The sequence below is a fragment of the Paenarthrobacter sp. NEAU-H11 genome, from assembly GCF_050573415.1.
GTDB lineage: Bacteria > Actinomycetota > Actinomycetes > Actinomycetales > Micrococcaceae > Arthrobacter.
The window spans coordinates 162,356-188,384 of the sequence record NZ_JBNZGA010000001.1 but is presented as its reverse complement, the minus strand read 5'-3'; the positions used below and the strand labels follow the sequence as shown (position 1 = coordinate 188,384).

Genomic DNA, 26,029 nt, shown 5'->3' with positions numbered 1-26,029 from the left:
CAAAAGGCGATATATCGTGTTGACCCTTCCAAGCTACCCGCCCATGGAAACAGCGTCAAGATATATCGCGAATCGGGCCTACTCCGGGACGTCCATGCCGAGCCACTGGAACCAGCCCCGGTGAAGAACCAGCCATGCCATCAGTCCGTAACCTGCCTGCCCCGGAGTTCCCCCGTTGGCTGCCAGGTCCTGGCGCCACTGTTCGTGGTTCAGGAGAGGGGAGAAGGTGTCAACGTACAGGTGCTTGCGCCGTGTTGTGACGTCGGCGAAGGCCGTGTTCAGCTCATCCAGGCGCCTGTTCCGGTTCGGGTCCAGTGTGGGGGGCGGCCCCACGACGAAGACCTCGATCCGGTTCTGCGACGCCGAATCCAGGATGTTGGCCAGGTTGAGCCTGCTGCGCGCCGTGGAGAGCCCAAACTCGATGTCACGCCCGGAAAGTCCGATGACCAGCCTGTTTTCGGCGTGGTCGCTGAACCGGCGGCCGGCTTCCTCGAGCCACCGCGCGGCCAGGCCTTCCGTGCCTTCCTGCGGGCATGGGAGGGCGTAGCTTTCCAGGAGCATGCTGTCCCGGGGCGTGCGGGCGAGGACGCGTCCCAGCCAGCCGAGCGCCCGGGGATCACCCAGTCCGGCCAGCAGTTCATCTCCTACAGCTGCAATGCGCAGCTTCCTGTCTTCCACACGTTCCTCTTTACGTCAGTGCCTTGCCGCTGCAACCGTGGATTCAACTGCCGGCCACGGAGCGGCGCCTGTGCATTCGTTGGGGCTGTCCATCTCGCGCCGTGCGTTTCATCGGCGCTGTGCACTCCATTAAACAGAACTGCCCGGCCGGAGTCTGGGATTTCGACGTCCGGCCGGGCAGCCTTACTGCTTTACTTCCGTGCAAATGCCTGCTTCAGGAGGACGTCCTGCTCAGCGGCGTGCCGCTTCATGGACCCTGCAGCGGTGGATGCCGAGGCCGGGCGGGAGACCAGCCGGATGCGGCGATCGAGGGCGTCCGGCAGGTTCAGGCCGATGAATGGCCACGGCCCCTGGTTGGCGGGCTCATCCTGGGCCCAGACCACCTCGGCGTTCGGGTACTTGGCCAGCTCCTTTGCGATCTCCTCGTGCGGCAGCGGGTAGAGCTGCTCCACGCGGACAATCGCGGTGGTCTTGTCACCGGTCTTTTGCCGCGTGGACAGGAGGTCGTAGTACAGGCGGCCGGAGACCAGGAGCACGCGTTCGACGGCGCCTCCCGCCAGCTGCTCGTGCTCGCCGATCACAGGGCGGAAGCTGCCGGTGGTGAAGTCCTCCACCGAGGATGCGGCCGCCTTGAGGCGCAGCAGCTGCTTGGGCGTGAAGATGATGAGCGGCTTCCGCGGACGGCTGTAGGCCTGGCGGCGCAGCAGGTGAAAGTGCGAGGCGGCCGTGGTGGGGTTGGCCACGATCATGTTCTCTTCGGCGCACAGCTGCAGGAACCGCTCGATCCTTGCGGAGGAATGGTCCGGTCCCTGGCCTTCGTAGCCGTGGGGCAGCATCAGTACCAGCGAGGAGCGCTGGCCCCACTTCTGCTCAGCGGAGGAGATGAACTCGTCGATGATGGTCTGCGCGCCGTTGACGAAGTCGCCGAACTGCGCTTCCCAAAGGACCAGCGCGTCAGGCCGTTCAACGGAGTAGCCGTATTCGAAGCCCATGGCCGCGTATTCGGAGAGCAGGGAGTCGTAGATCCACAGCTTCGCCTGGTCGTCGGAGAGATGGCCCAGTGGCAGCCATTCCTTGCCGTTGGCGCGGTCGTGGAAGACGGCGTGGCGCTGCACGAACGTGCCGCGGCGGGAGTCCTGGCCGGCAAGGCGTACGGGGACGCCTTCCATGATCAGCGAGCCGAAGGCCGCGATTTCACCGAAGCCCCAGTCGATGCCGCCTTCACGGGACATCTGTTCACGCTTCTCGAGCAGCTGCTTGAGCTTGGCGTGGACGGTAAAGCCCTCGGGGACCTCCACATGGGCCTTGCCGATCCGGGCCAGGGTCTCGGCGGAGATTGCCGTGGAGGCAGGGGCATTGACGCCGGAGTCCGACTGCTGGGAGATGGGACGCTCGATGTCCGAGACGGCGGCAGTATCCGCCGTCACGATCGGGATGGGGGAGGTCTGCGCCGCGTGGGTTTCGGCAAAGACGCGTTCCAGGCGCTCCTGGTAGTCGCGGAGCAGCTGTTCGGCCTCTTCCTCGGTGATGTCGCCACGGCCGATGAGGGACTCGGTGTACAGCTTGCGGACTGAGCGCTTGGCTTCGATCAGGTTGTACATCAGCGGCTGCGTCATCGAGGGGTCATCGCCCTCATTGTGCCCGCGGCGGCGGTAGCAGACCATGTCGATGACAACGTCCTTGTGGAACCGCTGGCGGAACTCGTAGGCGAGCTGTCCGATGCGGACCACGGCTTCGGGGTCGTCGCCGTTCACGTGGAACACCGGTGCCTGGATCATCTTGGCAACGTCCGTGGAGTACGTGGACGAGCGGGATGACGAGGGGGCCGTGGTGAAGCCCACCTGGTTGTTGACCACAACGTGGATGGTGCCGCCGGTGCGGTAGCCACGGAGCTGGGACAGGTTGAGTGTTTCGGCAACCACGCCCTGGCCGGCGAAGGCGGCGTCGCCGTGGACCATGATGGGCAGGACCGGGAAGGACTCGCCCTGGTCCAGCCGGTCCTGCTTGGCGCGGACGATGCCTTCGAGGACGGGGTCCACGGCTTCCAGGTGGGAGGGGTTGGCGGCCAGGTAGACCTTGGTTTCCTTGCCGTTGTCCGAGGTGAACGTCCCTTCGGTGCCAAGGTGGTACTTTACGTCGCCGGATCCCTGCACGGAGCGCGGGTCCTGGGTGCCTTCGAACTCCCGGAAGACCTGCGCGTAGGTCTTGCCGGCGATGTTGGTGAGCACGTTGAGGCGGCCGCGGTGGGCCATGCCGATGGCAACCTCGTCCAGGCCGTCGTCGGCCGCGTTGGACATGATGGCGTCCAGCAGCGGGATCAGCGATTCACCGCCCTCGAGGGAGAATCGCTTCTGGCCAACGAACTTGGTCTGGAGGAAGGTTTCGAAGGCCTCGGCTGCGTTCAGCTTGGAAACGATGCGCAGCTGCTCTTCGCGGCTGGGCTTCGAGTAGGGGTGCTCCAGCTGGTCCTGGAACCACTTGCGCTCGGCAGGCTCCTGGATGTGCATGTACTCGATGCCCGTGGTGCGGCAGTATGCATCGCGCAGGACACCCAGGATGTCGCGGAACTTGAGCATGGGCTTGCCGCCGAAGCCGCCCGTGGGCCATTCGCGGTCCAGGTCCCAAAGTGTCAGGCCATAGGTGAGGACGTCGAGGTCGGGGTGCTTGCGCTGGACGTACTCCAGCGGATCGGTGTCCGCCATCAGGTGTCCGCGGACGCGGTAGGAGTGGATCAGCTGCTGGATCCGGGCCACCTTGTTGATTTCGTCGGCCGGGTCCACCTGCTTGTCGGCGCTCCAGCGCACGGGCTCGTAGGGGATGCGGAGGGACTCGAAGATTTCGTCGTAGAAGTCCTGCGCACCCAGCAGCAGCTGGTGGACCAGCTTCAGGAACTCGCCGCTGCCGGCACCCTGGATTACCCGGTGGTCGTAAGTGGACGTCAGCGTGAGGACCTTGCTGATCGCGTTATGGGCGATGATCTTTTCGCTGGCACCCTGGAATTCCGCAGGGTAGTCGAGGGCGCCGACGCCGATGATGGCGGCCTGGCCCTTTGACAGGCGGGGCACCGAGTGGACCGTGCCAATGCCGCCGGGGTTGGTCAGCGACACCGTAGTGCCCTGGTGGTCCTCCGCGGTCAGCTTGCCGTTGCGGGCACGCTTGATGAGGTCCTCGTAGGTGTGCCAGAACTCGGAGAAGTTGAGGGTCTCGGCCTTCTTGATGTTTGGCACCATGAGCAGGCGGGTGCCGTCAGGCTTGGGCATGTCGATGGCGATGCCGAAGTTGACGTGGGCCGGCTGGACCGCAACCGGCTTGCCGTCCACTTCGTCGTAGTACACGTTCATCGACGGGAACTGGGAAAGGGCGCGGATCACGGCATAGCCGATGAGGTGCGTGAAGGAAACCTTGCCGCCGCGGGCGCGGGCGAGGTTCGAGTTGATGACCACGCGGTTGTCGATCAGCAGTTTGGCCGGGATGGCGCGGACGCTGGTGGCGGTGGGCACCTGGAGGCTGGTGACCATGTTGGTGGCGATCGCCTTTGCCGGTCCGCGAAGGACGGAGACGACGTCCTCTTCGGGGGCGGTGGGGGCCTTGACGTTCTTGGGCAGCTGCGCGGGGATGGGCTGCGAGCCGGTTCCGGTCCCGGTCTTCTTGCCGCCGTCGCGGGCTTCGGTGGCGGGAGCCTTCTTTGCCGGGGCTGCAGCGGACGCCGGCGGCCCGGCAGGAGGTGCCGGAGGCGCGGCGGGGGCAGCGGCCGGCGACGGTGCCGGGGCTGCGGGGGCGGGGTTTACGGCAGGCATTTCCCGGGTGGCAGGGTGGGCTGCGGCATGCGCCGGATGTCCGTTGGAAGAAGAACTGTTGCCCGACTCGAACGATTCAAACAGCGGCCACCACTTGGCATCCACAGCATTCTTGTCCTGCTGGTACTGCTCGTACAGTTCGTCAACGAGCCACTCGTTTCCGCCAAATTCCTCTGGTAGACGGTGGCTAGGCTGCTCTGGCACTTGAAATACGCCTCTTCCATGAGTTTGATTTCTCTCCGGCCCCACGGTGCCTCAGCAACACGTTCGAACCGATCTCTGCGTCCTCTGAACCCAGACCTTTGCAAGTCTAGTGAGCATCTTGTCTTAACTGCCAATAAGGGTGATTCAAATCATGAAGTGACGCCGGGATCGCTGAATGTGGCGTTATGCACCACGGTCGAGCAGCGCCCTGCCGTGGCAAGAACCAGGCTGGGGGAGCTGCCGGCGGGCCGGCGGCGGCGGGGCGGGGGGTGCTGCTCCTGTAGACTAAAAACCTTATGGACAGTAAATCTAGGTGCCGGCCTGGGGGCTGTCAGCGGAGCATGAAGACCAGCTCCGCGCAGTCCACCCGCAGAGCCGGCAAACCCCGAACACGAGCCCATCATCCGCCGGCAGCCCGGCCGGCCGTAGCCCCCGCGGAAAGAGCGTCGGTCTCTGCCGACCATCCTCCGCCGGGAAGATCGTCCAGTCCCCGGCTTTCCCTTTTAAATGCCACGCCGTCGGCAACCGCCTCCCGGGCGGGATGCTGAATGGAGTGGCTACTCCTCGCAGCAGGACTGCTGCTCATCGCCGGTACGGGTTTCTTCGTCGCCGTCGAGTTCTCCCTCATCGCCCTGGACCAGGCAACGGTCCAGCGCGCCATTGACGACGGCGACACGGCCGCCGCGCCATTGCTCACCTGCCTGAAGTCGCTGTCTACGCAGCTGTCCAGCTGCCAGCTGGGCATTACCCTGACCACCCTCCTCACCGGCTACGTGATGGAGCCCTCCTTGGGCCGCCTCCTGGAGGCCCCCCTGGCCGCCGTCGGACTTGCCGGCGTCGCGGCCTCCTCCATTTCCCTGGTCCTGGCCATGGTGATCGCCACCCTGCTCTCCATGCTCCTGGGCGAACTGGTGCCCAAGAACATGGCCATTGCGCTGTCCTTCCCCGTAGGGCGGGCCCTGGCGCGGCCGCAGCTGATGTTCACCGCCGTCTTCAGGCCCGCCATCGTGGTGCTCAACGGATTCTCCAACAAGGTGCTGAACGTTTTTGGACTGGAAGCAAAGGAGGAAATCTCCGGCGCCCGGACGCCCGCGGAACTTGCATCCCTGGTGCGCCGTTCGGCGGCGATGGGAACGCTCGACGCCGGCACCGCCAACTTCGTGGCGCGCACCTTGAACTTCTCCACGAGGACAGCGGCGGACGTGATGACGCCGCGCATCCGGGTGGAGACGATCGACGCCGACCAGCCGGTCTCGGATGTGGTGGATGCCGCGCGCCGGACCGGATACTCCCGTTTCCCGGTCATCGGTGACTCCGCGGACGACATCCGGGGGCTGGTGCACGTGAAGAAGGCGGTGGCTGTTCCCTGGGACCGCCGCCCGAACCTGGAAGCCGGGGCCATCATGACGGAGGTCCTGAGGGTTCCCGAGACCATCCACCTTGACGCGCTGCTGGCAGAACTCAGGGACGGCAACCTGCAACTCGCAGTGGTCCTGGATGAGTACGGCGGAACTGCCGGCATCGCCACCCTTGAGGACCTGGTCGAGGAAATCGTGGGGGAGGTGGCGGATGAGCACGATAAGGTCCGCCCGGGACTGCTGCAGAGTGCCTCCGGCGACTGGTACTTCCCGGGCCTGCTTCGCCCGGACGAGTTGTCCGAGCAGATTCCGCGGCTGACCGTCCCCGACGAAGCGGCCTATGAGACCGTGGGCGGGTACGTCATGAGCAAGCTGGGCAGGATTGCCGCCGTGGGGGACACGGTTCCCGTTGGCGGGGGGACACTGAGTGTCACCAGGATGGACGGCCGCCGGATTGACCGGATCTGCTTCCACCCGGCCGTTGAGCCCGAGCCCGCGGCCACCGATGACAAGACGAAGCGCAACGGCAGGTCCAAGCGCAACGACAGGACAGAACAATGAGCGACTGGGCCGGAATCGTCTGGCTGGGGATCCTGCTGCTTGGTAATGCGTTCTTCGTTGCCGCTGAGTTCGCGGTCATGTCCGCGCGGCGAAGCCAGATCGAGCCGCTGGCCGAGGCCGGGTCCAAGCGTGCGCAGACCACCCTCCGCGCCATGGAAAACGTGTCGCTGATGCTGGCATGTGCCCAGCTTGGCATCACCGTGTGTTCGCTGCTGATCCTGCTGGTGGCTGAACCTGCTATCCACCACCTGCTGGCCGTCCCCCTGGAGACGCTTGGCCTGCCGATGGAGATCGCCGACGTGGCGGCCTTCGCCGTTGCCCTGATGCTGGTGACGTTCCTGCACGTCACCTTCGGCGAGATGGTGCCGAAGAACATTTCGGTAAGCGTGGCGGACAAGGCGGCGCTGCTGCTTGCCCCGCCGCTGATGTTTGTTGCCCGGCTGGTTCACCCCGTGATCTCGGTCCTGAACTGGTCCGCGAACCACATCCTCAAGCTCCTCCGCATTGAGCCCAAGGATGAGGTGAATTCCTCCTTCACCCTTGAGGAGGTGCAGTCGATCGTGCAGGAGTCCACCCGCCACGGCCTGGTGGACGACGACGCCGGGCTGATCACCGGCGCGCTGGAGTTCTCCGAATACACGGCCGCGGACATCATGGTGCCGCTGGACAAGCTGGTCATGCTGAAGGCGTCCACCACACCGGTGGAGTTCGAAAAAGCAGTCAGCCGCACCGGGTTTTCCCGGTTCCCCATGCTTGACGAGGACGACATGCTGTACGGCTACCTCCACGTCAAGGACGTGCTCTCCATCCCCGAGGAGGCGTATGGGCTGCCGATAGCCGAAAGCCGCATCCGGTCGTTGGCCAACCTGGCACTGGACGACGAGATTGAAAAGGCGATGTCCGTCATGCAGCGCACTGGCTCGCACCTGGCCCGGGTGATCGGCCCGGACGGCAACACCCGGGGCGTCCTGTTCCTCGAGGACGTGATCGAGCAGCTGGTGGGCGAGATCAGGGACGCCACGCAGGCCACCGGCATCCGCAGGCTGGGACAGCCGAACGGCAGTTGACCCGACGGCGCCCTTCCCGGCCAGTTCGGGGAAGGCGCCTTTTCTGCCGGCCTTCCGTCCTAAATAGGAATGATTCCCATTTAGGTATAAGCTGGACTGGTTGTTTTCACCTTCCCCTTTGAATGAGGTTCCCGTGCGCCGTACCGCCGCTGCCCGATCGTCCCTGGCCGCCCTTGCCGGGCTAGGCCTCCTGCTCACCGCGTGCAGCCCGCAGGCGGAACCGTCAACGCAGGCTGCCGACGGGATCAACGTGGTGGCGTCAACCAACGTCTATGGGGACATCGCCAAGACAATCGGCGGTGACAAGGTCAGCGTTACGGCCCTCATCACCAAGACCAGCCAGGATCCGCATTCCTACGAAGCCACTGCCCAGGACCGTCTGGCAGTGTCCAAGGCGGACCTTGTCCTGGAAAACGGCGGCGGTTACGACGGCTTCATCCACACCCTGGCACAGGACAGCGGCCTCGACGACGCGAAGGTGCTGAACGCCGTCGAACTTTCCGGCCTTGCCCACCCGGAGGAGGAAAAGCCCTCCGCTGGGGCGACCACGACGGAACCGGCAGCGGGGGATGACTCCGCGCACGGCCACGGCGAAATGAACGAGCACGTCTGGTACAGCCTGCACGCCATGGAGCAGCTGGCCGACGGCATCGCCGCCAAGCTCGGCGAGCTGGACCCCGCCTCTGCTTCGACCTTCCAGTCGAACGCTTCCGCCTTCAAATCCAGCGTTGAAGAGCTGCACACAAAGCTCGATGCCCTCAAGCCTGCGTCAGCCGGGGCCCAGGTTGCCGTCACCGAACCCGTGCCCCTCTACCTCCTTGAGGATGCCGGGCTGGTGAACGCCACCCCGGCGGACTACACTGCTGCGATTGAAGAAGGCTCCGACGTGCCGCCTGCAGTCCTCAAGGCGGCAACCGACCTGGTAACCACGAAGTCGGTGCGGCTCCTCGCCTACAACAGCCAGACCGAAGGCCCGCAGACGGAGTCGCTGAAGAAGGCCGCGGAAACTGCCGGGGTTCCGGTGGTGGATTTCAACGAAACACTGCCTGAGGGCAAGACGTACCTGCAGTGGATGACGGACAATGTGGACAACATCAGCAAAGTTCTGGAGACAAATAGTTGAAACCCCTGGTCAGCCTTACCGGTGCGTCCCTGAAGTTCGGTAAGCGGGCGCTCTGGGAGGACCTGGACCTGGACATTAAGCCCGGCGAGTTCTTCGCCGTGCTTGGTCCCAACGGAAGCGGCAAGACCACATTCCTGAAGGTCCTCCTGGGGCTCCAGGACCTGCACCGCGGCCAGGCCGTCCTGGGCGGCCGCCCCGTGGAGCGCGGGAGCAGCCTGATCGGCTACATCCCGCAGCAGAAATCGTTCGCTCCGGACACTCCCATGCGTGCCAGGGACCTCGTGGGCCTGGGCGTTGACGGCCACCGCTGGGGCCTGCGGCTGAACACCGCCAAGGCCAACCGCAGGATTGACGAACTCCTTGAACTGGTTGGTGCCACGGAATACGCAAAAGTCCCGGTGGGCCAGCTGTCCGGCGGCGAGCAGCAGCGGCTCCGCGTGGCGCAGGCGCTTGCCACGGATCCGCAGGTCCTGCTTTGCGACGAACCCCTGCTCTCCCTGGACCTGCACCACCAGCAGGCGGTCAGCGCCCTGATCAACAAGCAGTGCCGCGACCAGAACAGCGCCGTTGTGTTCGTGACGCACGAAATCAACCCCATCATCGACTACGTGGACCGTGTCCTGTACTTGGCCGGCGGACGCTTCAGGGTGGGAACCCCGGAGGAAGTCATGACCACGGAAGTCCTCTCCTGCCTCTACGGCAGCCACGTTGAGGTTATCCACGCGAACGGCCGCATCGTGGTGGTGGGCCTCCCTGACGCCACTACCCACCACCATGCGGAGACGCACGCAGCGGGAGAGGCTGCCTGATGGACGCGGACAGCATCCTTGGCGCTATCTTCAGCTTCGAGAACTACGGCGAGCTGCTGGTCCTGGTCCAGAACTCGATTTGGGCAGGTGCCGTCCTGGGCCTGCTGGGCGGGCTGGTTGGCACCTTTGTCATGAAGCGCGACCTGGCCTTCGCGGTCCACGGCATATCCGAACTCTCCTTCGCCGGTGCCGCTTTTGCCCTGCTGGTCGGCGCGAACATCGTCTTTGGATCGCTCATCGGATCGGTTGCCGCCGCCCTGCTTTTGGGCCTGATGGGCGTCCGGGCCAGGGATAAGAATTCAATCATCGGCGTGATCATGCCGTTCGGGCTGGGACTTGGGATCCTGTTCCTGTCCCTTTACGAAGGACGGGCTGCCAATAAGTTCGGCCTGCTGACCGGGCAGATCGTGTCCGTGGACACGGTGCAGCTCCAGGCGCTTGCCGGTACCGCCGTGGTGGTGATGCTGGCCCTGGTGGCCATTTGGCGGCCGCTCAATTTCGCCAGCCTGGATCCGGAACTGGCGGAGGCCCGGGGTGTTCCCGTCCGGACGCTTGCCATCGTATTCATGGTCCTCCTGGGCGTCTCCGTAGCGCTGTCCATCCAGGTGGTGGGCGCGCTCCTGGTCCTCGCCCTGCTGATTACCCCGGCCGCGGCGGCGCTGCGGGTGACGTCGTCACCGGTGGCGGTGGTGGTGCTTAGCGTGGTCTTTGCCATGACGGCCACGGTGGGCGGGATCCTGCTGGCCCTGGGCGGGCGCATCCCCATCAGCCCCTACGTCACTACCCTGTCGTTCCTGATCTACGTGGTGTGCCGGGTGGTCGGGTCGGTGCGGGCCGCAAGGGGCATCAACGGGCGGGTCCTGGCCGCATCCTGAAAGGCGGCCTGCCTACAGGCCTGCCGCCTGCATGGTCGCCGACCTGGCTGCGTGCCTAAAGGATGCCGGCGGCCTGGCGCACTGTGCAGTCAGGGCAGAGCCCGAAAATCTCCACCGTGTGGGCCACGTCGGTGTATCCGTGTTCTGCCGCGATGCGCGCCGCCCACGTCTCGACGGCGGGGGCCTCCACTTCCACGGCCTTTCCACAGTTGCGGCACAGCAAGTGGTGATGGTGCCCGGTGACGGCGCAGCGCCTGTACACCGCTTCACCGTCGCCGTTCCGCAGAACGTCCACCAGCCCCTCGTCCGCGAGAGACTGCAGGATCCGGTAGGCGGTTGCCAGCGAGACCGGGGCGCCCTGGTTTTGCAGGATCCGGTACAGCTCCTGCGTGCTGACGAAATCGTCGAGTTCATCCAGGGCGGCGCTTACGGCCCGGCGCTGCTTCGTGACGCGCTGTTCCTTGCCGCTGCCCGGCACGGGGGACGGGGTGGTGGAATCAGCCTTGGCGCCGAAGGGCATGGGTGGACTCGCTTCCTCAGGATGGTGGCAAAGATACAGATTACCAGCCGGAGCGTCGTGGACACGGTCCCGCGGCGGACCCTAGGCTGGCGCTATGAAGCTGACCAAATACACCCACTCCTGCGTCCGCCTTGAAAAGGACGCCCGGGTCCTGGTCCTGGATCCGGGCAACTTTTCCGAGTCGGCGGAGGCCCTGGAAGATGCGGAGGCGGTCCTGGTCACGCATGAGCATGCCGACCACATCGACGTTCCGGTTGTGGTGGAGGCGTTGCGCGCAAACGGGGCGCTGGCGGTTTTCGCTCCGGCGCGGGTTGCCGGCCAGCTGCAGGACAAGGCCACGGGCGAAGCCGCGCGCATCCATGCCGTGAACCCTGGCTCAACATTCCAGGCTGCCGGCTTCACCGTCCGCAGCTTTGGAGGCCAGCATGCCCTGATCCACCCGCAGATCCCCGTTGTCGCCAATATCGGATACCTCATCGACGACAACGTCTACCACCCGGGGGACTCCTTCGTCATTCCGGACGGGACCAGCGTCCGGACCCTGTTGGTTCCCCTCCACGCGCCGTGGAGCAAATCCGCCGAGGTGCTGGACTTTGTGATCGGCGTCCGGGCGCCGAAGGCGTTCCAGATCCATGACGGACTGCTCAACGAGAACGGCCTGAAGATCGTGGAAGGCCATGTCCAGAGGATCGGCGCCAAATACGGCACCGAATACACCCATCTGGCTGCCCGGGAGTCGGTGGAAGTTTGAACCCCTTGATCGACGTGGCCGGCCTGCAGGCCCGCCTTGCCGAACACCGGCGCACGGTGCTCCTTGACGTCCGCTGGGTCCTGGGCGATCCGCACGGTTACCGCCACTACCTGCAGGGGCACCTGCCGGGTGCCGTGTTCGTGGACCTCGCCACCGAACTTGCCGCCCCGGCAGTTCCGGAGCGCGGGAGGCACCCGCTGCCGGCCGCCCGGGACTTCCAGGAAAGCGCCAGGCGCTGGGGCATCCGCGACGGCGACGTCGTGGTTGCCTACGATGACAGCGGCAGCATGGCCGCGGCACGCGTGTGGTGGATGCTTCGGAACGCCGGCTTCGCGGACGTTTACCTGCTCGACGGCGGCCTGGCCGCCTGGCGTGCCGCGGGCCTTCCGGTGGAAGCAGGACCGGTTGTCCCGGAGGCGGGAGACGTGACGCTCGCGGACGGAAACATGCCGGTGCTCGACGCCGCTGCCGCGGCCGGCTGGCCGCACGCCGGCCTCTTGCTGGATGCCCGTGCCGGGGAGCGGTACCGCGGGGAGTTTGAGCCTGTTGACCCCCGGGCCGGACATATCCCGGGTGCGGTCAGCGCGCCGACGTCGGAAAACGTGGACAGCAGCGGGCGGTTCCTGCAGTCTGACGCCCTCCGCCGCCGTTTTGAGTCGCTGGGCGTCCGGGACGGAGTGCGCGTCGCGGTGTACTGCGGCTCCGGGGTCACTGCGGCCCATGAGGTGGCAGCCCTGGAACTCGCCGGCTTTCGGGCTGCACTGTATCCGGGCTCGTTCTCGGAGTGGTCCAACAACCCGGACCTGCCGGTGGCAACCGGCGCAGAGCCCGGCCGCCCAAGCGGACCGCCGAGTGGAAACACGGTTGCGGTCAAGGGTAGCGTCCCACTATGACTCCAGGACGCCCCGTACCGCCGCCCCTTGCCAAACCAGTCGCCCCGGAACCTGCCGCTCCTGAAGCAATTGCTGTCGACGGCGGCCGCCTCGCTGCCGCGTACGGCGCGACGTCACCGGACAGCGGGCTCGTGCCGCTGACCCTTGCCCGGCGCGCTCCCGGGGCGGACGACGTCGAAATCGCCATCGAGTTCTGCGGGCTGTGCCACTCGGATGTGCATGCAACCCGCGGCGAGTGGGGCGGCAAGGTCTGGCCGCTGGTCCCGGGACACGAAATTGTGGGCACCGTCAGCCGGGTGGGCTCCGCGGTGACGGATTTCGCCGCTGGCGACCGCGTGGGTGTGGGCTGCATGGTGGACTCGTGCCGCGAATGCGAAAGCTGCCTGGACGGCCTGGAGCAGTACTGCGAAAGCGGCATGACCGGCACGTACGGGGCCGTTGACCGGCGGAACGGCGGCGCCCTGACGCAGGGCGGCTACTCCTCCTCCGTGGTGGTGGACCGCCGCTACGTCCTGCGGGTGCCGGCAGCCCTCGATCCCGCCGCCGCTGCCCCACTGCTGTGCGCCGGCGTCACCACGTTCTCGCCGCTTCGGCACTTCGACGTCGAAGAAGGCGACGTTGTGGGCGTGGTGGGGCTGGGCGGACTCGGCCACATGGCCGTCAAGTTCGCCAAGGCAATGGGAGCGAAGGTGGTGGTGTTCACCACGTCGGAGGCAAAAGTGGCGGCTGCCGTGGAGCTGGGCGCGGATGAGGTTGTCCTGTCCCGCGACGAAGCGGCGATGGCAGCGGCCAACCGCAGCATCGACCTCATCATCGACACCGTGGCGGCCCCGCACGACCTGAAACCGTTCTTCCGGACCCTGCGGGTGGACGGTGCGCTCTTCCAGCTGGGCCTGCCGTCGGAGGCGATGCCGCCGGTGAACCCGGGCGCGCTCATCGGGCGTCGGCTTTCCTACACCGGCTCGCTGATTGGCGGCATCGCCGAAACCCAGGAGATGCTGGACTTCTGCGCCGGGCACGGTGTTGCTGCGGACATCGAGGTGGTGCGGGCAGACCAGCTGAATGAGGCCTACGACCGGATGGTGGCAGGCGATGTGAAATACCGTTTTGTGCTGGACACCAGCACCTTGCAGGGACCCGCCAAGGAGGCAGACGCATGAGCACGCTTTTCACCAGGATCCTGAACGGCGAAATCCCGGGCCGCTTCGTCTGGCGGGAACCGGATGTTTCCGCTTTCCTCACCACCGGTCCGCTGGCTGACGGCCACACCCTGGTGGTACCCACTGAGGAAGTGGACCGGTGGACGGACGCGTCGCCGGAAACGCTGGCGAAGGTCATGGAGGTGGCCCGGCGGATCGGTGCTGTGCAGGTGGAGACCTTCAAGGCCGCGCGGGCCGGGCTGATCGTGGCGGGTTATGAGATCAACCACCTCCACGTGCACGTCTGGCCCTCAAGGAGCATGGCCGAGTTCAATTTCGCGACGGCGGACCAGAACCCCGATCCGGACATCCTCGACGCCAACGCCGAGAAGCTCCGCCAAGGGTTGCGGGCCGCCGGGTACGGCGAGTTCGTCCCGTCCTAGGCAGCCCGTCCCGGTCCCGCTCCCGGTTTCCGCCTAGGCCGGGGCAAGTGCCTTGTTGAGCACGGCGCGGATCCTCTTCTCCGACACCGAATACGCTGTTCCGAGTTCAACGGCGAAGAGGCTCACCCGGAGCTCCTCGAGCATCCAGCGCACCTGGGTTAACTCAGGGCCGGCCTTCCGTCCGGGGAGCAGGGCCGATACGGCGTCGTCGTAGTCGTCCTCGAGCCGCTGCACCGCGGCCATGTTCAGGGCGTCGCGCTGGACGTTGCCCGGCAGGCGTTCCAGCCTCTTCTCAATGGCCGTAAGGTACCGGGGGAGCTGGCTCAGCTGGGCGTAGCCCGTCCGTGCCACAAAGCCGGGGTAGACCAGCTGTTCCAGTTGGCTTTTGATGTCGTTGAGGGCACTGATCAGCGCCAGGCTGGTGGTGCCCTTCAGCTGTTTTTCGATCCGCCGGGTGCTGGCCAGGATGCGTTCCACCACGGCGGTGACGCTGAACACGGTGTCGATCAGTTCGGCCCGGACCACCTCGTACAGCCGGTCAAAGGACTCCCGGTCCCAGGGCAGTTCCGCGGGCGTGAGCTTGTCGATGGCGGCCAGCGCGCAGTCCGCGATCAGGCTTGAGACCGAGCCGTGCGGGTTTTGGCTGAAAGTGAGTTTCTCCGTGTTGCTCAGGTGCTCCAGCACGTACCGGTCAGGAGCCGGAACGCGCAGGGCCAGCAGCCTGACCACCCCGCCGCGCATTGCCTCCTGCTGTTCCTCGGCGGTCTGGAAGACACGCAGTGACACCGACGTGCCCTGGTCCACCAGTGCCGGGTAACCCGTCACTGTATGGCCGTTGACCGTGCTGCTGACCTGGCGCCGGACCGTTCCGACCGTCCATTCGGTGAGCCCGTCCTGTTCCCGGAAGCCGGGTGGGGCTCCGGCCCCCGGCACTTCGGCAGGCTGCCGCGCCGCGGATGATCCGGCGTCGCGCGTTTTCCCTGCTTTTTTGCCGTTGCCGGCGCCGGGCGCGGTGGAGGCAGGCGTGGCCCCCAGCGACTCGGCGATGGCCCGCCGCGTTGCCGGGGCCAGCTTCTCCTGGAGCGCGGCGAGGTCCTTGCCCTCGTCCAGGACTTTGCCCTTGCTGTCCACCACCTTGAAGCTCACCCGCAGGTGCGGGGGCACCGCGTCCCAGTTCCACGAACCCGGCGGGATGACGTGTCCCCGGATCCGGCGCAGGGCAAGCTCAAGGGAAGGTTCGAGTTCATCCACGGCTGGATCGAAATCGGCCTCCAGGAGTGCCACCGCCTGCCGGGCAACGTCCGGGGCGGGAACGAAGTTCTTCCGGACCTGCTTGGGCAGGGATTTGATCAGGGCCGTCACCAGCTCAACACGCTGCCCGGGTATGAGCCAGCGGAAGGCCTTGTCATCCAGCTGATTAAGGAACAGCACCGGCACCTCGGCCGTGACGCCGTCGGACGGGTTGGGCGGCGAACCCGGAGCCACCGGGTGGAACTCGTAGCTCAGCGGAAGCTCGAAGCCCTTGTGCAGCCACGTTTTGGGGTAGGCGGAGTCGTCAAGGTCGTCCGCGTCGTCGCTGAGGAGGAGGGATTTGTCGTAGTCCAGGAGGTCCGGGTTCTTCTGCCGCGCTTCCTTCCACCACTTGTCGAAGTGCCTCTCGGACACCACGTCAGGTCCGATCCGCGCATCGTAGAACTCGAACAGCGTCTCGTCATCCACCAGGAGGTCCCGGCGGCGCATCCTGGCCTCCAGTTCCTCCACCTCATTGAGGAGGGCCCGGTTGCGGTGGAAGAACTTGTGGTGGGTTTTCCAGTCGCCTTCCACCAGGGCATGGCGGATGAAGAGTTCCCGGGCGACGACGGGGTCAACCCTGCCGTAGTTGATCCTGCGCTGGGCGATGATGGGCACGCCGTAGAGGGTGACCTTTTCGTAGGCCATCACTGAACCTTGCCGGGTGGACCAGTGCGGTTCGCTGTAGCTGCGCTTCACCAGGTCCGGGGCCACCTGCTCGGCCCATACAGGATCGAACTTCGCAGCCACCCTCGCCCAGAGGCGGCTGGTCTCCACGAGTTCCGCCGCCATCACGAATGTGGGCGACTTCTTGAAGAGGGCAGAGCCGGGGAAGATGGCGAACCGGCTGCCGCGGGCTCCGGCATACTCCCGCTTGCGCTCATCCAGGATGCCGATGTGGCTCAGGAGGCCGGAAAGAAGGCTGATGTGGATGCCCTCGTGGTTGCCCACCGGATCGGCAAGCCGCTTGTTGTCGAGGCTGATGCCCAGGGGCCGGGCCAGCTGGCGCAGCTGGGCAAACAGGTCCTGCCACTCCCGGACCCGGAGGTAATTGATGAACTCGGCCCGGCACATCCGGCGGAAGGCGGACGACGAGAGCTCCTGCTGCTTCTCCTGCAGGTAGTTCCAGAGGTTAAGGAAGCCGGTGAAGTCCGAGTTCTCGTCCTTGAACCGGTTGTGCTTTTCCGCCGCGAGTTGCTGCTTGTCTGTTGGACGCTCGCGCGGGTCCTGGATGGTGAGGGCCGCGGCCAGGACCATCACCTCGCGGACGCAGCCGCGTTTGCCCGCCTCCACGATCATCCGGCCCAGCCGGGGGTCCACCGGCAGCTGGGCGAGCTTCTGCCCGACGGCGGTGAGCCCGCCGCCGCTTTTAGCCCCGTCCGTGCCGTTCTGCGGCCGGGCGGCAGCGAGGGCGCCGAGTTCGCGGAGCAGCGTGACGCCGTCGTTGATGGCCCGTGTTTCGGGCGGCTCCACGAAGGGGAAGTTTTCGACGTCCTTGGGGCCGCGCGCCACTCCCATGGCGGTCATCTGCAGGATGACGGCGGCGAGGTTGGTCCGCAGGATTTCCGGGTCGGTGTACAGCGGCCGCGAATCGAAGTCTTCCTCGGAGTACAGGCGGATGGCGATGCCGTCCGAGACGCGGCCGCACCGCCCCGAACGCTGGTTGGCGGACGCCTGCGAGACCCGTTCGATGGGCAGCCGCTGGACCTTGGTGCGGTGCGAGTACCGGGAGATGCGGGCGGTGCCGGTGTCGATGACGTACTTGATGCCTGGAACCGTGAGCGAGGTTTCGGCGACGTTGGTGGCCAGCACGATCCGCCGCTTGTTGCCCGGGTGGAACACCTTGTGCTGTTCCTGCAGGCTCAGCCGGGCGAAGAGCGGAAGGACTTCCGTTCCGGCCAGCCGGCGGTTGGACTGGATGCGGGCCTGCAGCGCTTCGGCAGCGTCGCGGATTTCGCGCTCGCCGGAGAAGAACACCAGGATGTCGCCCGGCGCTTCCAGGGCAAGTTCGTCGACGGCGTCACACACGGCGTCAAGCGGATCGCGGTCTTCCTCGAGTTCGTCATCGGAACCGTTCTCGTCGTCAGGGCCGGCTCCGCCCGGCGGCTGGGAGAGCGGGCGGTACCGGATTTCCACCGGGTAGGTCCGCCCGGAGACCTCGACAATGGGTGCGGGTTCTTCCGGTGTGCCGAAATGGTTGGCAAAGCGCTGGGGGTCGATGGTGGCGGAGGTGATGATCACCTTGAGGTCCGGCCGCTGCGGCAGGATCCGCTTGAGGTAGCCCAGGATGAAGTCGATATTGAGGCTTCGCTCGTGGGCCTCGTCGATGATGATCGCGTTGTACTTGCGCAGCAGTTTGTCCCGCTGGATTTCTGCAAGCAGGATGCCGTCGGTCATCAGCTTGACCTTCGTGGCGCGGCTGACCTCACCGGTGAAGCGGACCTGGAAGCCCACCTCCTGGCCGATGTCCACGCCAAGTTCCTCGGCGATGCGCTCGGCCACCGTGCGGGCGGCCAGCCTGCGCGGCTGGGTGTGGCCGATCAGCCCGTTTTCGCCCAGGCCAAGTTCGAGGCACATCTTTGGTATCTGGGTGGTCTTACCGGAACCGGTCTCGCCGGCGATGATGGTGACCTGGTTCGCCGCTATGGCTGCCATCAGGTCTTCGCGCCGCTCGGAGACCGGCAGCTCGGCGGGATAGGAGATGTGAAGTGTCATGTCTGCTGACAGTCTACTGCGGGAGCCCGGGCTTCCCGTCTGTACTGCCGGCAGTTGTCCGGCGCCTTTTGGTCCTGCCGGCTAGAAGACGCGGAGCGTGTAGTTGATGCTGGGGAGGTCCAGGGCGGACCAGGCTTCGTGGGATTCGACAGGAGGCGTATGCCCCCGGCCGTCACGCAAAAGCGCTGAAACGGTGGCGGCGGCCACGAGGAGGATCAGGAGGACGAGGAGGGTTATGAGGATTTCCATGACTCCATGCTTCTCCTCCCCGCAGCCAAGAAAAAGTGGCAGAAATGCCCAAAAAGCTATAATTCCTGCCACAATGGAAGCATGCTCAAATCAGTGGCTCTCATCGTGGTTCCCAACTTCTCGATATTCGAGTTCGGTACTGCCTGCGAGGTCTTCGGTATCGACAGATCCGGCCGGGGGAGCGGCGTCCCGGCCTTCGACTTCCGCGTCTGCACGCCGCAGCCTGGTAACGTCCGGCTCAAGTCCGGCCTGTCCCTGAACGTCGGCCTGGGACTTGAGGCAACCGACGATGCGGACCTGGTCATCATGGCGCCCTACGGCAGGGACGACGAGTTGCCCGAATCCGTCCTCGAGGCGCTCCGGGCTGCCGATGCGAGGGGAGCCTGGGTAATGTCCATCTGCTCGGGCGCTTTTGCCTTGGCCCGCGCCGGCTTGCTCGACGGGCGCCGCTGCACCACCCACTGGCACTACTCAGGCCAACTGGCTGCAGAGTATCCGCGCGTGCAGGTGGACGAAAACGTCCTCTACGTGCAGGACGGCAACATCATCACTTCCGCAGGCACCGCCGCCGGGATCGATGCGTGCCTGCACCTTGTGCGCGTCGAACTGGGGGCGCAGGTGGCGGCCGCGATCGCCAGGGACATGGTGGTTCCCCCGCACCGTGACGGCGGCCAGGCGCAGTTCATCGACCGGCCAATGCCAGCCTGCGGTTCCGCTCCCATGGAGGAACTGCTGCGCTGGATGGTGGAGAACCTGGACCGCGAGCACACAGTGAACGAACTGGCGTCACGCGTCCACATGTCGCCGAGGACCTTTGCACGGCGGTTCAGGTCGGAGACCGGAGCGACGCCTGCCGCCTGGCTCAATTCACAGCGTGTTCTCCGCGCCCAGGAACTCCTTGAGTCCACCGACCTGAACATCGAAGAAATCGCCAGGGAGTCCGGCTTCGGGCACCCTGTCCTGCTGCGGCACCACTTCGCCAAGGTCCTGGACACCAGCCCGCAGTCATACCGCCGCGCTTTCCGCGGCCAACTGGCTGTGGCGGGATAGCGCCCCTTGCACGCTAGCCGGGCGCCGGTCCGTTGCGGCGTTGTTTGGCGCGGATTTCCTCGGCCGCTTCCCGCGTACTGTCCACGAGAATCCGCCAAGGTCCGGTGACGGCCTGCTCAGGCAGGGCTGCCCGGCGCTGCCCTGCCCGGATCGAATAGATGAACCTGTCCGGTTGGGCTTCCGCAAACTGCTCGGCAGCTGCCTTCGGGGTCCTGGGTACTGAATCCCACGGGCATGCCTCCACGATGGGCTGCCACTGGCTGATGGCGCTCTTGGATTGGGCTTCCACAGTCCACACCCGTGGTATCGCGGCGATTCCTCCGGTGCGCTCAACACTGATCTTCATGGCCTGGTCCTTGGGCTTGCCCTACAGCCCGGCTGCCGCCCCGAAGTACGGCAGCCAGGCGTCCGTTAAAGCTTGACCTTCACAGTTTCCCACGCCTTCCGGACGGCGTCATGCTCGGTGGATCCGGAACCGAAAAGCTCCACGGCGGATGCGGCCGTGGCACGCGCAAAGACCCTGAAGGTCGCCGTGGGAGGCAGTGTTCCGCCCGTGAGTGTCTCGTACCAGATGCGCCCGGGCGAGTCCCAGGCGTTTCCCCCGAGCGTCTCCGCCACGAGGTAGAAGGCGCGGTTGGGGATGCCGGAGTTGATATGGACCCCGCCGTTGTCTGCGCTCGTCTTGACGTACGCGTCCATGGAGTCCGGCTGGGGGTCCTTGCCCAGCACGTCGTCGTCGTACGCCGTGCCGGGGGCCTTCATGGAACGCAAGGCGCTGCCCTGCACTTCGGCTGTGAAGAGGCCCTCGCCGATCAGCCAGCTGGCCTCGGCAGTGGACTGGTTTTTGACATACTGCTCGACCAGTGCGCCAAAGACGTCGGACATGGATTCGTTAAGGGCGCCCGCCTGGTTGCGGTAGGCGAGCGCGGCGGAATACTGGGTGACGCCGTGGGCCAGTTCGTGGCCGATGACGCTCAGGGACCGGGTGAACCGTTCGAAGACCTCGCCGTCGCCGTCGCCGAAGACCATCTGTTTGCCGTCCCAAAAGGCGTTGTCGTACAGCTTGCCGAAGTGGACCGTTGCGTCCAGCGGCAGCCCGCGTCCGTCGATGGAGTTGCGTCCGAACACGTCCGCGTACAGGCGGTGCGTGTGGCCCAGCCCGTCGTAGGCCTCATCGACGGCAGGGTCATCCGTGGCGGCTTCACCCTCCTTGCGGACCAGCCTGCCGGGGAGGGTCTCTGAGCCGCCGGCGTCGTAGATGGCCCGGGTTGACGGTCCCGGCTTCGCCTGGCGGACGCCTGCCGGAATGCCCGGCACAGGCTGGGACCGTGCTGAATGGAACGACTCCACATGGCCCAAAGCTTCCTTGGCTGCCCTGGCCGCGGAGGAAAACTCCGGCGCACCCTGTTTGGCCAACCGCCTCAACAGGTATGGCGGAACGATGGAACAGAACGGAACGTGCATGGCGTACCCCCTCGACTTGGTGATTTCAGCCTACGAGGGCGCACCGACAATCCTTCGCAGGCTCACGTACGGAAGCAGGCAGCGTGCACGGGCGTATGGGAGCAGAAAACCCCGCCACTTCATTGAAGTGGCGGGGTTCTTCTGGTGCCCTCGATAGGATTCGAACCTACGACCTTCTGCTCCGGAGGCAGACGCTCTATCCCCTGAGCTACGAGGGCAATCCGGGGTTTCCTGCCGTTGCTGGCGGGACGTCCTAGAGCTTAGCAGGAAGGTGGCCCGCAAGGGAAAATCGCTACCGCCCCGCCGCCCCGTGCGCGGTCCCGGGCCGGAATCAGTAGCCGGAGAATGAGTCCACGTGGAGCCGGCGGGCCCCTGCCTGCTTAGCCGCCCGCCGCAGCGAGGCGACGCTGGCCGGTGATCCCGAGACGTAGACGTCCCGCTCCGCGATGTCCGGGACCAGTGCCCGGAGGGCTTCGCCATCCAGCCGCGTGCCGTCCCAGGAGGCGGCGGCCAGGTCCGGCGGCGGCGCGGAACCATCCGCAGTGCGCACCAGGACGCGGATGCCCGCCGCCCGCAGTTCCTGCGCATAGGCAATCTCGTCGGCGCTCCTGGCAAGGAGGAGGAGGACAGCGTCCCGTTCCCGCAGTCCTCCCGAAGACAAGTGTGAAAGGTAGGGCGTGATGCCGATTCCGGCGGCAATCAGCAGTACCGGCTTCCGGGGATCCCGGGGAAGGACAAAGTCTCCCCCCACGGAGGTGGCGGTCACTTTGTCCCCGGGCTTCAGCGCAAGGAGGACCCGCTTCGCCGGGGACACCGGCTCAGCTGTCCGCACGCCAAACTTCACCAGGCGGTCGTCCGGCGAACCTGTCAGGCTGAACACACGACGCCGTCCCTTCCTGTCCGACTTGACCTGCGGCAGGTCCAGCTCCATGTACTGCCCCGGCACAAAGCGGACCGGCCGGGACGGCTCGAAGGAGAACTCGGTAGTGCTGGGTGTCAACGCCCTGGTTCCGGCAAAACGAAGGGACACGCTCCCATGCTGGCCCGCCAGGAAAGCCAGCAGATTGCCCAGCAGGAGCGCCGCCTCCGGAGAGTTGGCCAGGAAACCGACGTTGTAGGGGACCGCGAAAACAACACCTACCACTGCAGCCAACGCCAGCTGCTGCCAGCGCCGCGGCGGCAGCGTCAGCGGCTCGGTAAGCATGAACCCCGCAAAGAACAGCAGCGGCCGCTGGGCAAAGGACTGCCACAAGGCCATGCCCGCTGACAGCCCGGCCTGGATCAGTTCGGAAGTGATGATCGCGGCGGCAACAACGGTGAACACCGAAGCCATGAGGAACTTCCGGGTGCGGTACAGGACCAGCAGGATCCCGGGGACCAGCAGCCACAGCATGGCCGGCGTGGCGGCCCACCAGGTTGCGATATTCAGGCCGGTGAGGCCCGTGACGAACGCGCCGGCGGCGGCGGGGTTGAACACATGCCGGCCGCGCCAGGCGAGGGCGTATTTCGACGCCGATGCCAGCACGCACGCCAAAGCCACTCCCGCCACATCCATGGGGGCGAAAGAGGGCCAGAACAGGAAATAGAGCAGCAGCCCGGTGATCAGCGACGACTCGGAGTGCGGCCGTACCCGGAACAGCACTGCCAGCGCCCTGTTCGACGCGTACGTCAGCCCAAGGCAGAGGACCAGGTGCGCCAGCATCTCCGGAATGCCGAAAGTCAGCCAGCCCAGGGCATCCAGCAGAAGGCTGTATCCGGCGAGGGCCGCCAGGACCAGGAGGATCAGCCGGTACATGGTGAACCGGCCCAGCACGGTATCCAGCAGGCCGGCCGCGGACAGGGCCGGTCCGGCCCCCGGCGCTTCAACGGGGCTCATGAAAACAGTGTCCCTTCAAATCCTGCGGAATGGGTGGCGCTTCCGTCCGAGAAGACCGTCAACCAGGAAAAATCGAAAGACCGCTGGAGTTCGTCACCAGGGAGGAAAAAGAGCGCCGTTGCCAGGGCATCGGCCAGCATGGTGGTTTCCGCCAGTGTCCACGTGGCCACGGCGGTCCTGACAGGGCGTCCGGTCCTGCCATCCAGGACGTGGTGCAGGCCGTCGCCCCAGGCGCGCCGGTTTGCGGCAGATGCACAGAGTGCCCGGCCGGCCAGCTGCACCACCCCGATGGCCTGGGCTTCGTTGTAGGGGTGTTCCAATGCCACCGGAACGGGATCCGGGCCACGCGCCAGGAGGTCCCCGCCGGCATCGATGATGAAGGCCTCCACGCCTCCCGCTTCAAGCTCCGCCGCCAGCAGATCCACGAGCAGGCCCTTGCCGGCGGCCCCGATGTCCAGGACGGCAGGAGCCTTCGTGGTGAGGGTGGTGCCGGCCCAGTTCAGTACGTCGTCCCAGGCCGGAGCAGGCAGCGGGGAGCCGGACGGCCGAAGCGAGTAGCCGGCGTCGTAGCCCAGGCGCTCCAGGCTGGTGCCGATGAGCGGGGTCATGGCCCCGCCGGTGAGCTGGTAGAGGGTGCGGTAGACCAGCCCGAGCGGTCCGGCCTCGGCGGGAAACTCGTACCGGCCGGGTTCCCTGGCCATCGCGGTGACGCGGGAATCGTCCCGGAAGCGGGACCAGTCGGCGTCGAACCGTTCCACCACGTCCAGGAGGCGGGTCCGCAGGGCCGGACCGAGCAGCCCGGGCGCAGAGACCTGCCAGTGCGTCCCGATCCCCTCAAACGCAAAGTCCTCCCGGTCCCCGTCCGGCACGGCCTACCGGGCCTCCGACTTGATCTGCTCCAGGGCCTTGTTGAAACCGCCGCTGGTGAGGGAAGAGCCCGCAACCTTGGACACATTGAGCTCGTCGATGTTCCTGCCAACCACCTGGGCCGCGATTCCGCCGGCAAACTCGCCCTGGAACTTGCGGGTATTCGGGTTGGACGGATGCTGGGTGATCTGCACGTCCGTGACGGTCCCGGCGGCGAGCGTGAGCTGGACGCCCACTGTCTCCGTACCGTTGGGCGACACATAGGTGCCGTCGGCGCTGTACATGCCGTCCTTGTATTCCGCCCCGCCGGCCGCCGTTGTCGACGCTCCGGTGGCGGGGGTGGTTGCCGCGGTGCTGCTCCCGGCTGACGGCGCGCAGCCTGCCACCGCTCCCGCCAGGGACAGGCCGGCGACTCCGGCGTAGACACTTTTACGGACTGAGGGTCTCATCAGGGTTCTCGTTTCATCAGGGGACGCAGGAAGGGATCTGCTCAGTGCTTACTGTGTTGTCAACGCAAAAGCCAGCGTATTGGTTCAACCTGTGCGGAGATTTCCGGTTTCCTGTGGATCGACAGGGTGCAGGAAGCGCCCTGGATTCCTTTGCTGTGACCGGCCCCCGGTAGTCTAGAAGGGTGACTCCCGAAGAACTCTCCCTCGCCATATCCGCCTGCCTGAAGGATGCTGTCGCCGCCGGTGACATCGCCCTTGCAGCATCAGCTGTCCCTGATGAGGTGCGCGTGGAGCGACCCAAGAACCGGGACCACGGCGACTGGGCTACCAACATTGCCCTGCAGCTTGCCAAGCAGGCCGGCACCAGCCCGCGTGAATTCGCCACCATCCTCAGTGCCCGGCTGAAGTCCATCGACGGCGTTGCCGCCGTGGACATCGCGGGGCCGGGGTTCCTGAACATTACCGTGGATGCGGCTGCCGCCGGCGCCCTGGCCAAGGTGATTGTCGAAGCCGGAAAGCAGTACGGCACCAACTCCGCGCTCGCCGGCCACACGGTGAACATGGAGTTTGTCTCGGCCAATCCCACCGGTCCGCTGCATATCGGGCACACCCGTTGGGCGGCGTTGGGGGATTCGATCGCGCGCGTGCTGCGTGCGTCCGGGGCGGATGTGACCGCTGAGTATTACATCAATGACGCCGGCACGCAGATGAACGTCTTCGCACACTCCGTCTACAACCGGCTGCACGGCCTCCCCGTGCCCGACGGCGGCTACCCCGGACAGTACATTGCGGACCTTGGGCATGAGGTGCTGACGGAGCACCCGGACATCCGCGAACTGACTGAAGTTGCGGCCCTTCCGGTGATCCGCGCCGCTGCCTACGAGGCGCAGATGAAGGACATCAAGGCCACCCTTGCGGACTTCGGCGTGGAGTTCGACGTGTTCTTCTCCGAGCAGGAGCTGCACGACGCCGGCGCGATCGAGAGTGCAGTGGCGCGCCTGCGCGAGCAGGGCCACGTGTTCGACGACGGCGGCGCGGTCTGGCTGCGGACCACGGACTTTGGCGACGACAAGGACCGGGTGATGATCCGGGCCAACGGCGAGCCGACGTACTTCGCAGCCGACGCCGCCTACTACCTGTCCAAGAAGGACCGCGGCTATACCGAGAAGATCTACCTCCTCGGCGCGGACCACCACGGCTACATCAACCGGCTCAAGGCGATTGCCGCGTGCGCCGGCGACGACCCCGAGGTTCACATCGAGGTGCTGATCGGGCAGCTGGTGTCCGTTAACGGAGCGAAGCTGTCCAAGCGCGCCGGAAACATCATTGAGCTCAAGGACCTGATCGACTGGCTTGGGAAGGACGCCGTCCGCTATTCGCTGGCACGCTTCCCCGCAGATTCGCCCCTGACCCTGGACCCGGAGCTGCTGAAGAAGCACAGCAACGAAAACCCGGTGTTCTACGTCCAGTACGCCCACGCCCGCTCCCGCGGTGCTGCCCGGAACGCCGTGGCGGCCGGAGTGGAGCGCCAGGTGGACGGCAAGGACAGCTTTGACGCCTCGCTGCTGGACCACGCCACCGAGAACGAGCTGCTTTCCTACCTGGGCAGTTACCCCTCGATCGTGGCCAAGGCCGCCGAGCTGCGCGAGCCGCACCGTGTGGCCCGCCACCTCGAGGTCATCGCCGGCGCCTACCACCGCTGGTATGACGCCTGCCGCATTGCGCCCATGGGCGACGAAGCGGTGACGGATGTCAACCGCACCCGGCTGTGGCTCAACGACGCCACGAGCCAGGTGCTGGCCAACGGCCTTGACCTGCTTGGCGTTTCCGCGCCGGAACGGATGTGATCCA

At 66.0% G+C, this 26,029-nt stretch carries 21 protein-coding genes and 1 tRNA gene; 11 read left to right on the top strand and 11 right to left on the bottom strand.

Annotation, left to right across the window (positions count from 1 at the left end; translation table 11 throughout):
• Positions 1-78: 78 nt before the first annotated feature.
• Both ACQ3DC_RS00860 and ACQ3DC_RS00855 read right to left on the bottom strand, forming a co-directional pair.
• Positions 79-678, bottom strand: a complete 600-nt coding sequence (locus ACQ3DC_RS00860; RefSeq protein WP_321213879.1) for a GDSL-type esterase/lipase family protein — start codon at positions 676-678, stop codon at positions 79-81.
• Positions 679-869: 191 nt separating this feature from the next.
• A complete protein-coding gene (locus tag ACQ3DC_RS00855; protein ID WP_430751330.1) occupies positions 870-4,679 on the bottom strand; it encodes a multifunctional oxoglutarate decarboxylase/oxoglutarate dehydrogenase thiamine pyrophosphate-binding subunit/dihydrolipoyllysine-residue succinyltransferase subunit in 3,810 nt (1,269 codons plus the stop codon).
• A 548-nt stretch (positions 4,680-5,227) separates the two neighbouring features.
• On the opposite strand from ACQ3DC_RS00855, the gene ACQ3DC_RS00850 reads away from it, so the two are divergent.
• From ACQ3DC_RS00850 to ACQ3DC_RS00830, 5 genes are all read left to right on the top strand, one after another.
• Complete coding sequence (locus ACQ3DC_RS00850; protein WP_157241805.1) at positions 5,228-6,598, top strand: hemolysin family protein; 1,371 nt, start codon at positions 5,228-5,230, stop codon at positions 6,596-6,598.
• Positions 6,595-7,665 carry a hemolysin family protein gene (locus tag ACQ3DC_RS00845; RefSeq protein ID WP_421092299.1) on the top strand — a complete coding sequence of 357 codons (1,071 nt, stop codon included), beginning with the start codon at positions 6,595-6,597 and terminating at the stop codon, positions 7,663-7,665. Before ACQ3DC_RS00850 ends, ACQ3DC_RS00845 begins: the two co-directional genes overlap by 4 nt.
• 133 nt (positions 7,666-7,798) lie before the next feature.
• The gene (locus tag ACQ3DC_RS00840; protein ID WP_430751329.1) at positions 7,799-8,788 is read left to right on the top strand and encodes a metal ABC transporter solute-binding protein, Zn/Mn family; all 990 of its coding nucleotides are present in this window, start codon (positions 7,799-7,801) and stop codon (positions 8,786-8,788) included.
• Positions 8,785-9,597 (top strand): metal ABC transporter ATP-binding protein, encoded by an 813-nt coding sequence (locus tag ACQ3DC_RS00835; RefSeq protein ID WP_430751328.1) that lies wholly within the window; start codon positions 8,785-8,787, stop codon positions 9,595-9,597. Before ACQ3DC_RS00840 ends, ACQ3DC_RS00835 begins: the two co-directional genes overlap by 4 nt.
• The gene (locus ACQ3DC_RS00830; RefSeq protein ID WP_323056561.1) at positions 9,597-10,472 is read left to right on the top strand and encodes a metal ABC transporter permease; all 876 of its coding nucleotides are present in this window, start codon (positions 9,597-9,599) and stop codon (positions 10,470-10,472) included. Before ACQ3DC_RS00835 ends, ACQ3DC_RS00830 begins: the two co-directional genes overlap by 1 nt.
• A gap of 55 nt (positions 10,473-10,527) precedes the next feature.
• Here the strand turns inward: ACQ3DC_RS00830 and ACQ3DC_RS00825 are convergent, their stop codons facing one another.
• Positions 10,528-10,992, bottom strand: a complete 465-nt coding sequence (locus ACQ3DC_RS00825) for a Fur family transcriptional regulator (protein WP_430751327.1) — start codon at positions 10,990-10,992, stop codon at positions 10,528-10,530.
• Between the two features lie 94 nt (positions 10,993-11,086).
• On the opposite strand from ACQ3DC_RS00825, the gene ACQ3DC_RS00820 reads away from it, so the two are divergent.
• The 4 genes from ACQ3DC_RS00820 to ACQ3DC_RS00805 are packed head-to-tail and all read left to right on the top strand — an operon-like array spanning position 11,087 to position 14,218.
• The gene (locus ACQ3DC_RS00820; protein ID WP_323056560.1) at positions 11,087-11,743 is read left to right on the top strand and encodes an MBL fold metallo-hydrolase; all 657 of its coding nucleotides are present in this window, start codon (positions 11,087-11,089) and stop codon (positions 11,741-11,743) included.
• Positions 11,740-12,636 (top strand): sulfurtransferase, encoded by an 897-nt coding sequence (locus tag ACQ3DC_RS00815; protein WP_430751326.1) that lies wholly within the window; start codon positions 11,740-11,742, stop codon positions 12,634-12,636. Before ACQ3DC_RS00820 ends, ACQ3DC_RS00815 begins: the two co-directional genes overlap by 4 nt.
• Complete coding sequence (locus ACQ3DC_RS00810; protein ID WP_430751325.1) at positions 12,633-13,796, top strand: NAD(P)-dependent alcohol dehydrogenase; 1,164 nt, start codon at positions 12,633-12,635, stop codon at positions 13,794-13,796. The genes ACQ3DC_RS00815 and ACQ3DC_RS00810 overlap by 4 nt, the downstream gene beginning before the upstream one ends.
• Positions 13,793-14,218 carry an HIT family protein gene (locus ACQ3DC_RS00805; protein ID WP_157241814.1) on the top strand — a complete coding sequence of 142 codons (426 nt, stop codon included), beginning with the start codon at positions 13,793-13,795 and terminating at the stop codon, positions 14,216-14,218. The genes ACQ3DC_RS00810 and ACQ3DC_RS00805 overlap by 4 nt, the downstream gene beginning before the upstream one ends.
• Positions 14,219-14,251: 33 nt before the next feature.
• Here ACQ3DC_RS00805 and hrpA read toward each other — a convergent pair whose 3' ends face one another.
• Positions 14,252-18,223, bottom strand: a complete 3,972-nt coding sequence (gene hrpA, locus ACQ3DC_RS00800) for an ATP-dependent RNA helicase HrpA (RefSeq protein ID WP_430751324.1) — start codon at positions 18,221-18,223, stop codon at positions 14,252-14,254.
• 81 nt (positions 18,224-18,304) lie between these two features.
• Entirely contained in the window at positions 18,305-18,472 is a 168-nt protein-coding gene (locus tag ACQ3DC_RS00795; protein ID WP_197432488.1) for a hypothetical protein, read from the bottom strand.
• A gap of 81 nt (positions 18,473-18,553) precedes the next feature.
• Here ACQ3DC_RS00795 and ACQ3DC_RS00790 point away from each other — a divergent pair, with 81 nt between their 5' ends.
• Positions 18,554-19,522, top strand: coding sequence for a GlxA family transcriptional regulator (locus ACQ3DC_RS00790; protein ID WP_430751323.1), 969 nt, complete (start codon positions 18,554-18,556; stop codon positions 19,520-19,522).
• A 13-nt stretch (positions 19,523-19,535) separates the two neighbouring features.
• Here the strand turns inward: ACQ3DC_RS00790 and ACQ3DC_RS00785 are convergent, their stop codons facing one another.
• The 6 genes from ACQ3DC_RS00785 to ACQ3DC_RS00760 all read right to left on the bottom strand — a co-directional run bounded on the left by ACQ3DC_RS00785 (position 19,536) and on the right by ACQ3DC_RS00760 (position 24,178).
• Positions 19,536-19,868 (bottom strand): protealysin inhibitor emfourin, encoded by a 333-nt coding sequence (locus ACQ3DC_RS00785; protein WP_104998388.1) that lies wholly within the window; start codon positions 19,866-19,868, stop codon positions 19,536-19,538.
• Between the two features lie 65 nt (positions 19,869-19,933).
• A complete protein-coding gene (locus tag ACQ3DC_RS00780; protein WP_157241818.1) occupies positions 19,934-20,986 on the bottom strand; it encodes a M4 family metallopeptidase in 1,053 nt (350 codons plus the stop codon).
• A 142-nt stretch (positions 20,987-21,128) separates the two neighbouring features.
• Positions 21,129-21,204: transfer RNA gene (locus ACQ3DC_RS00775), tRNA-Arg, on the bottom strand.
• 113 nt (positions 21,205-21,317) lie between these two features.
• Entirely contained in the window at positions 21,318-22,862 is a 1,545-nt protein-coding gene (locus ACQ3DC_RS00770; protein WP_430751322.1) for an FAD-dependent oxidoreductase, read from the bottom strand.
• A complete protein-coding gene (locus tag ACQ3DC_RS00765) occupies positions 22,859-23,731 on the bottom strand; it encodes an FAD:protein FMN transferase (RefSeq protein WP_430751321.1) in 873 nt (290 codons plus the stop codon). Before ACQ3DC_RS00765 ends, ACQ3DC_RS00770 begins: the two co-directional genes overlap by 4 nt.
• Positions 23,732-23,734: 3 nt before the next feature.
• Entirely contained in the window at positions 23,735-24,178 is a 444-nt protein-coding gene (locus ACQ3DC_RS00760; RefSeq protein WP_430751320.1) for an FMN-binding protein, read from the bottom strand.
• Positions 24,179-24,360: 182 nt separating this feature from the next.
• Between ACQ3DC_RS00760 and argS the strand changes: the two genes are divergently transcribed.
• Complete coding sequence (gene argS / locus ACQ3DC_RS00755; protein ID WP_323056554.1) at positions 24,361-26,025, top strand: arginine--tRNA ligase; 1,665 nt, start codon at positions 24,361-24,363, stop codon at positions 26,023-26,025.
• Positions 26,026-26,029 lie beyond the last annotated feature (4 nt).

Excerpts from the sequence above, each read along its gene's own strand:
- ACQ3DC_RS00850 (WP_157241805.1), top strand. The coding sequence starts at position 5,228 with ATGGAGTGGCTACTCCTCGCAGCAGGACTGCTGCTCATCGCCGGTACG.
- ACQ3DC_RS00845 (WP_421092299.1), top strand. The coding sequence starts at position 6,595 with ATGAGCGACTGGGCCGGAATCGTCTGGCTGGGGATCCTGCTGCTTGGT.
- ACQ3DC_RS00830 (WP_323056561.1), top strand. The coding sequence starts at position 9,597 with ATGGACGCGGACAGCATCCTTGGCGCTATCTTCAGCTTCGAGAACTAC.
- ACQ3DC_RS00825 (WP_430751327.1), bottom strand. The coding sequence starts at position 10,992 with ATGCCCTTCGGCGCCAAGGCTGATTCCACCACCCCGTCCCCCGTGCCG.
- ACQ3DC_RS00820 (WP_323056560.1), top strand. The coding sequence starts at position 11,087 with ATGAAGCTGACCAAATACACCCACTCCTGCGTCCGCCTTGAAAAGGAC.
- ACQ3DC_RS00810 (WP_430751325.1), top strand. The coding sequence starts at position 12,633 with ATGACTCCAGGACGCCCCGTACCGCCGCCCCTTGCCAAACCAGTCGCC.
- ACQ3DC_RS00805 (WP_157241814.1), top strand. The coding sequence starts at position 13,793 with ATGAGCACGCTTTTCACCAGGATCCTGAACGGCGAAATCCCGGGCCGC.
- hrpA (WP_430751324.1), bottom strand. The coding sequence starts at position 18,223 with ATGACACTTCACATCTCCTATCCCGCCGAGCTGCCGGTCTCCGAGCGG.
- ACQ3DC_RS00795 (WP_197432488.1), bottom strand. The coding sequence starts at position 18,472 with ATGGAAATCCTCATAACCCTCCTCGTCCTCCTGATCCTCCTCGTGGCC.
- ACQ3DC_RS00790 (WP_430751323.1), top strand. The coding sequence starts at position 18,554 with ATGCTCAAATCAGTGGCTCTCATCGTGGTTCCCAACTTCTCGATATTC.
- ACQ3DC_RS00785 (WP_104998388.1), bottom strand. The coding sequence starts at position 19,868 with ATGAAGATCAGTGTTGAGCGCACCGGAGGAATCGCCGCGATACCACGG.
- ACQ3DC_RS00780 (WP_157241818.1), bottom strand. The coding sequence starts at position 20,986 with ATGCACGTTCCGTTCTGTTCCATCGTTCCGCCATACCTGTTGAGGCGG.
- ACQ3DC_RS00770 (WP_430751322.1), bottom strand. The coding sequence starts at position 22,862 with ATGAGCCCCGTTGAAGCGCCGGGGGCCGGACCGGCCCTGTCCGCGGCC.
- ACQ3DC_RS00760 (WP_430751320.1), bottom strand. The coding sequence starts at position 24,178 with ATGAGACCCTCAGTCCGTAAAAGTGTCTACGCCGGAGTCGCCGGCCTG.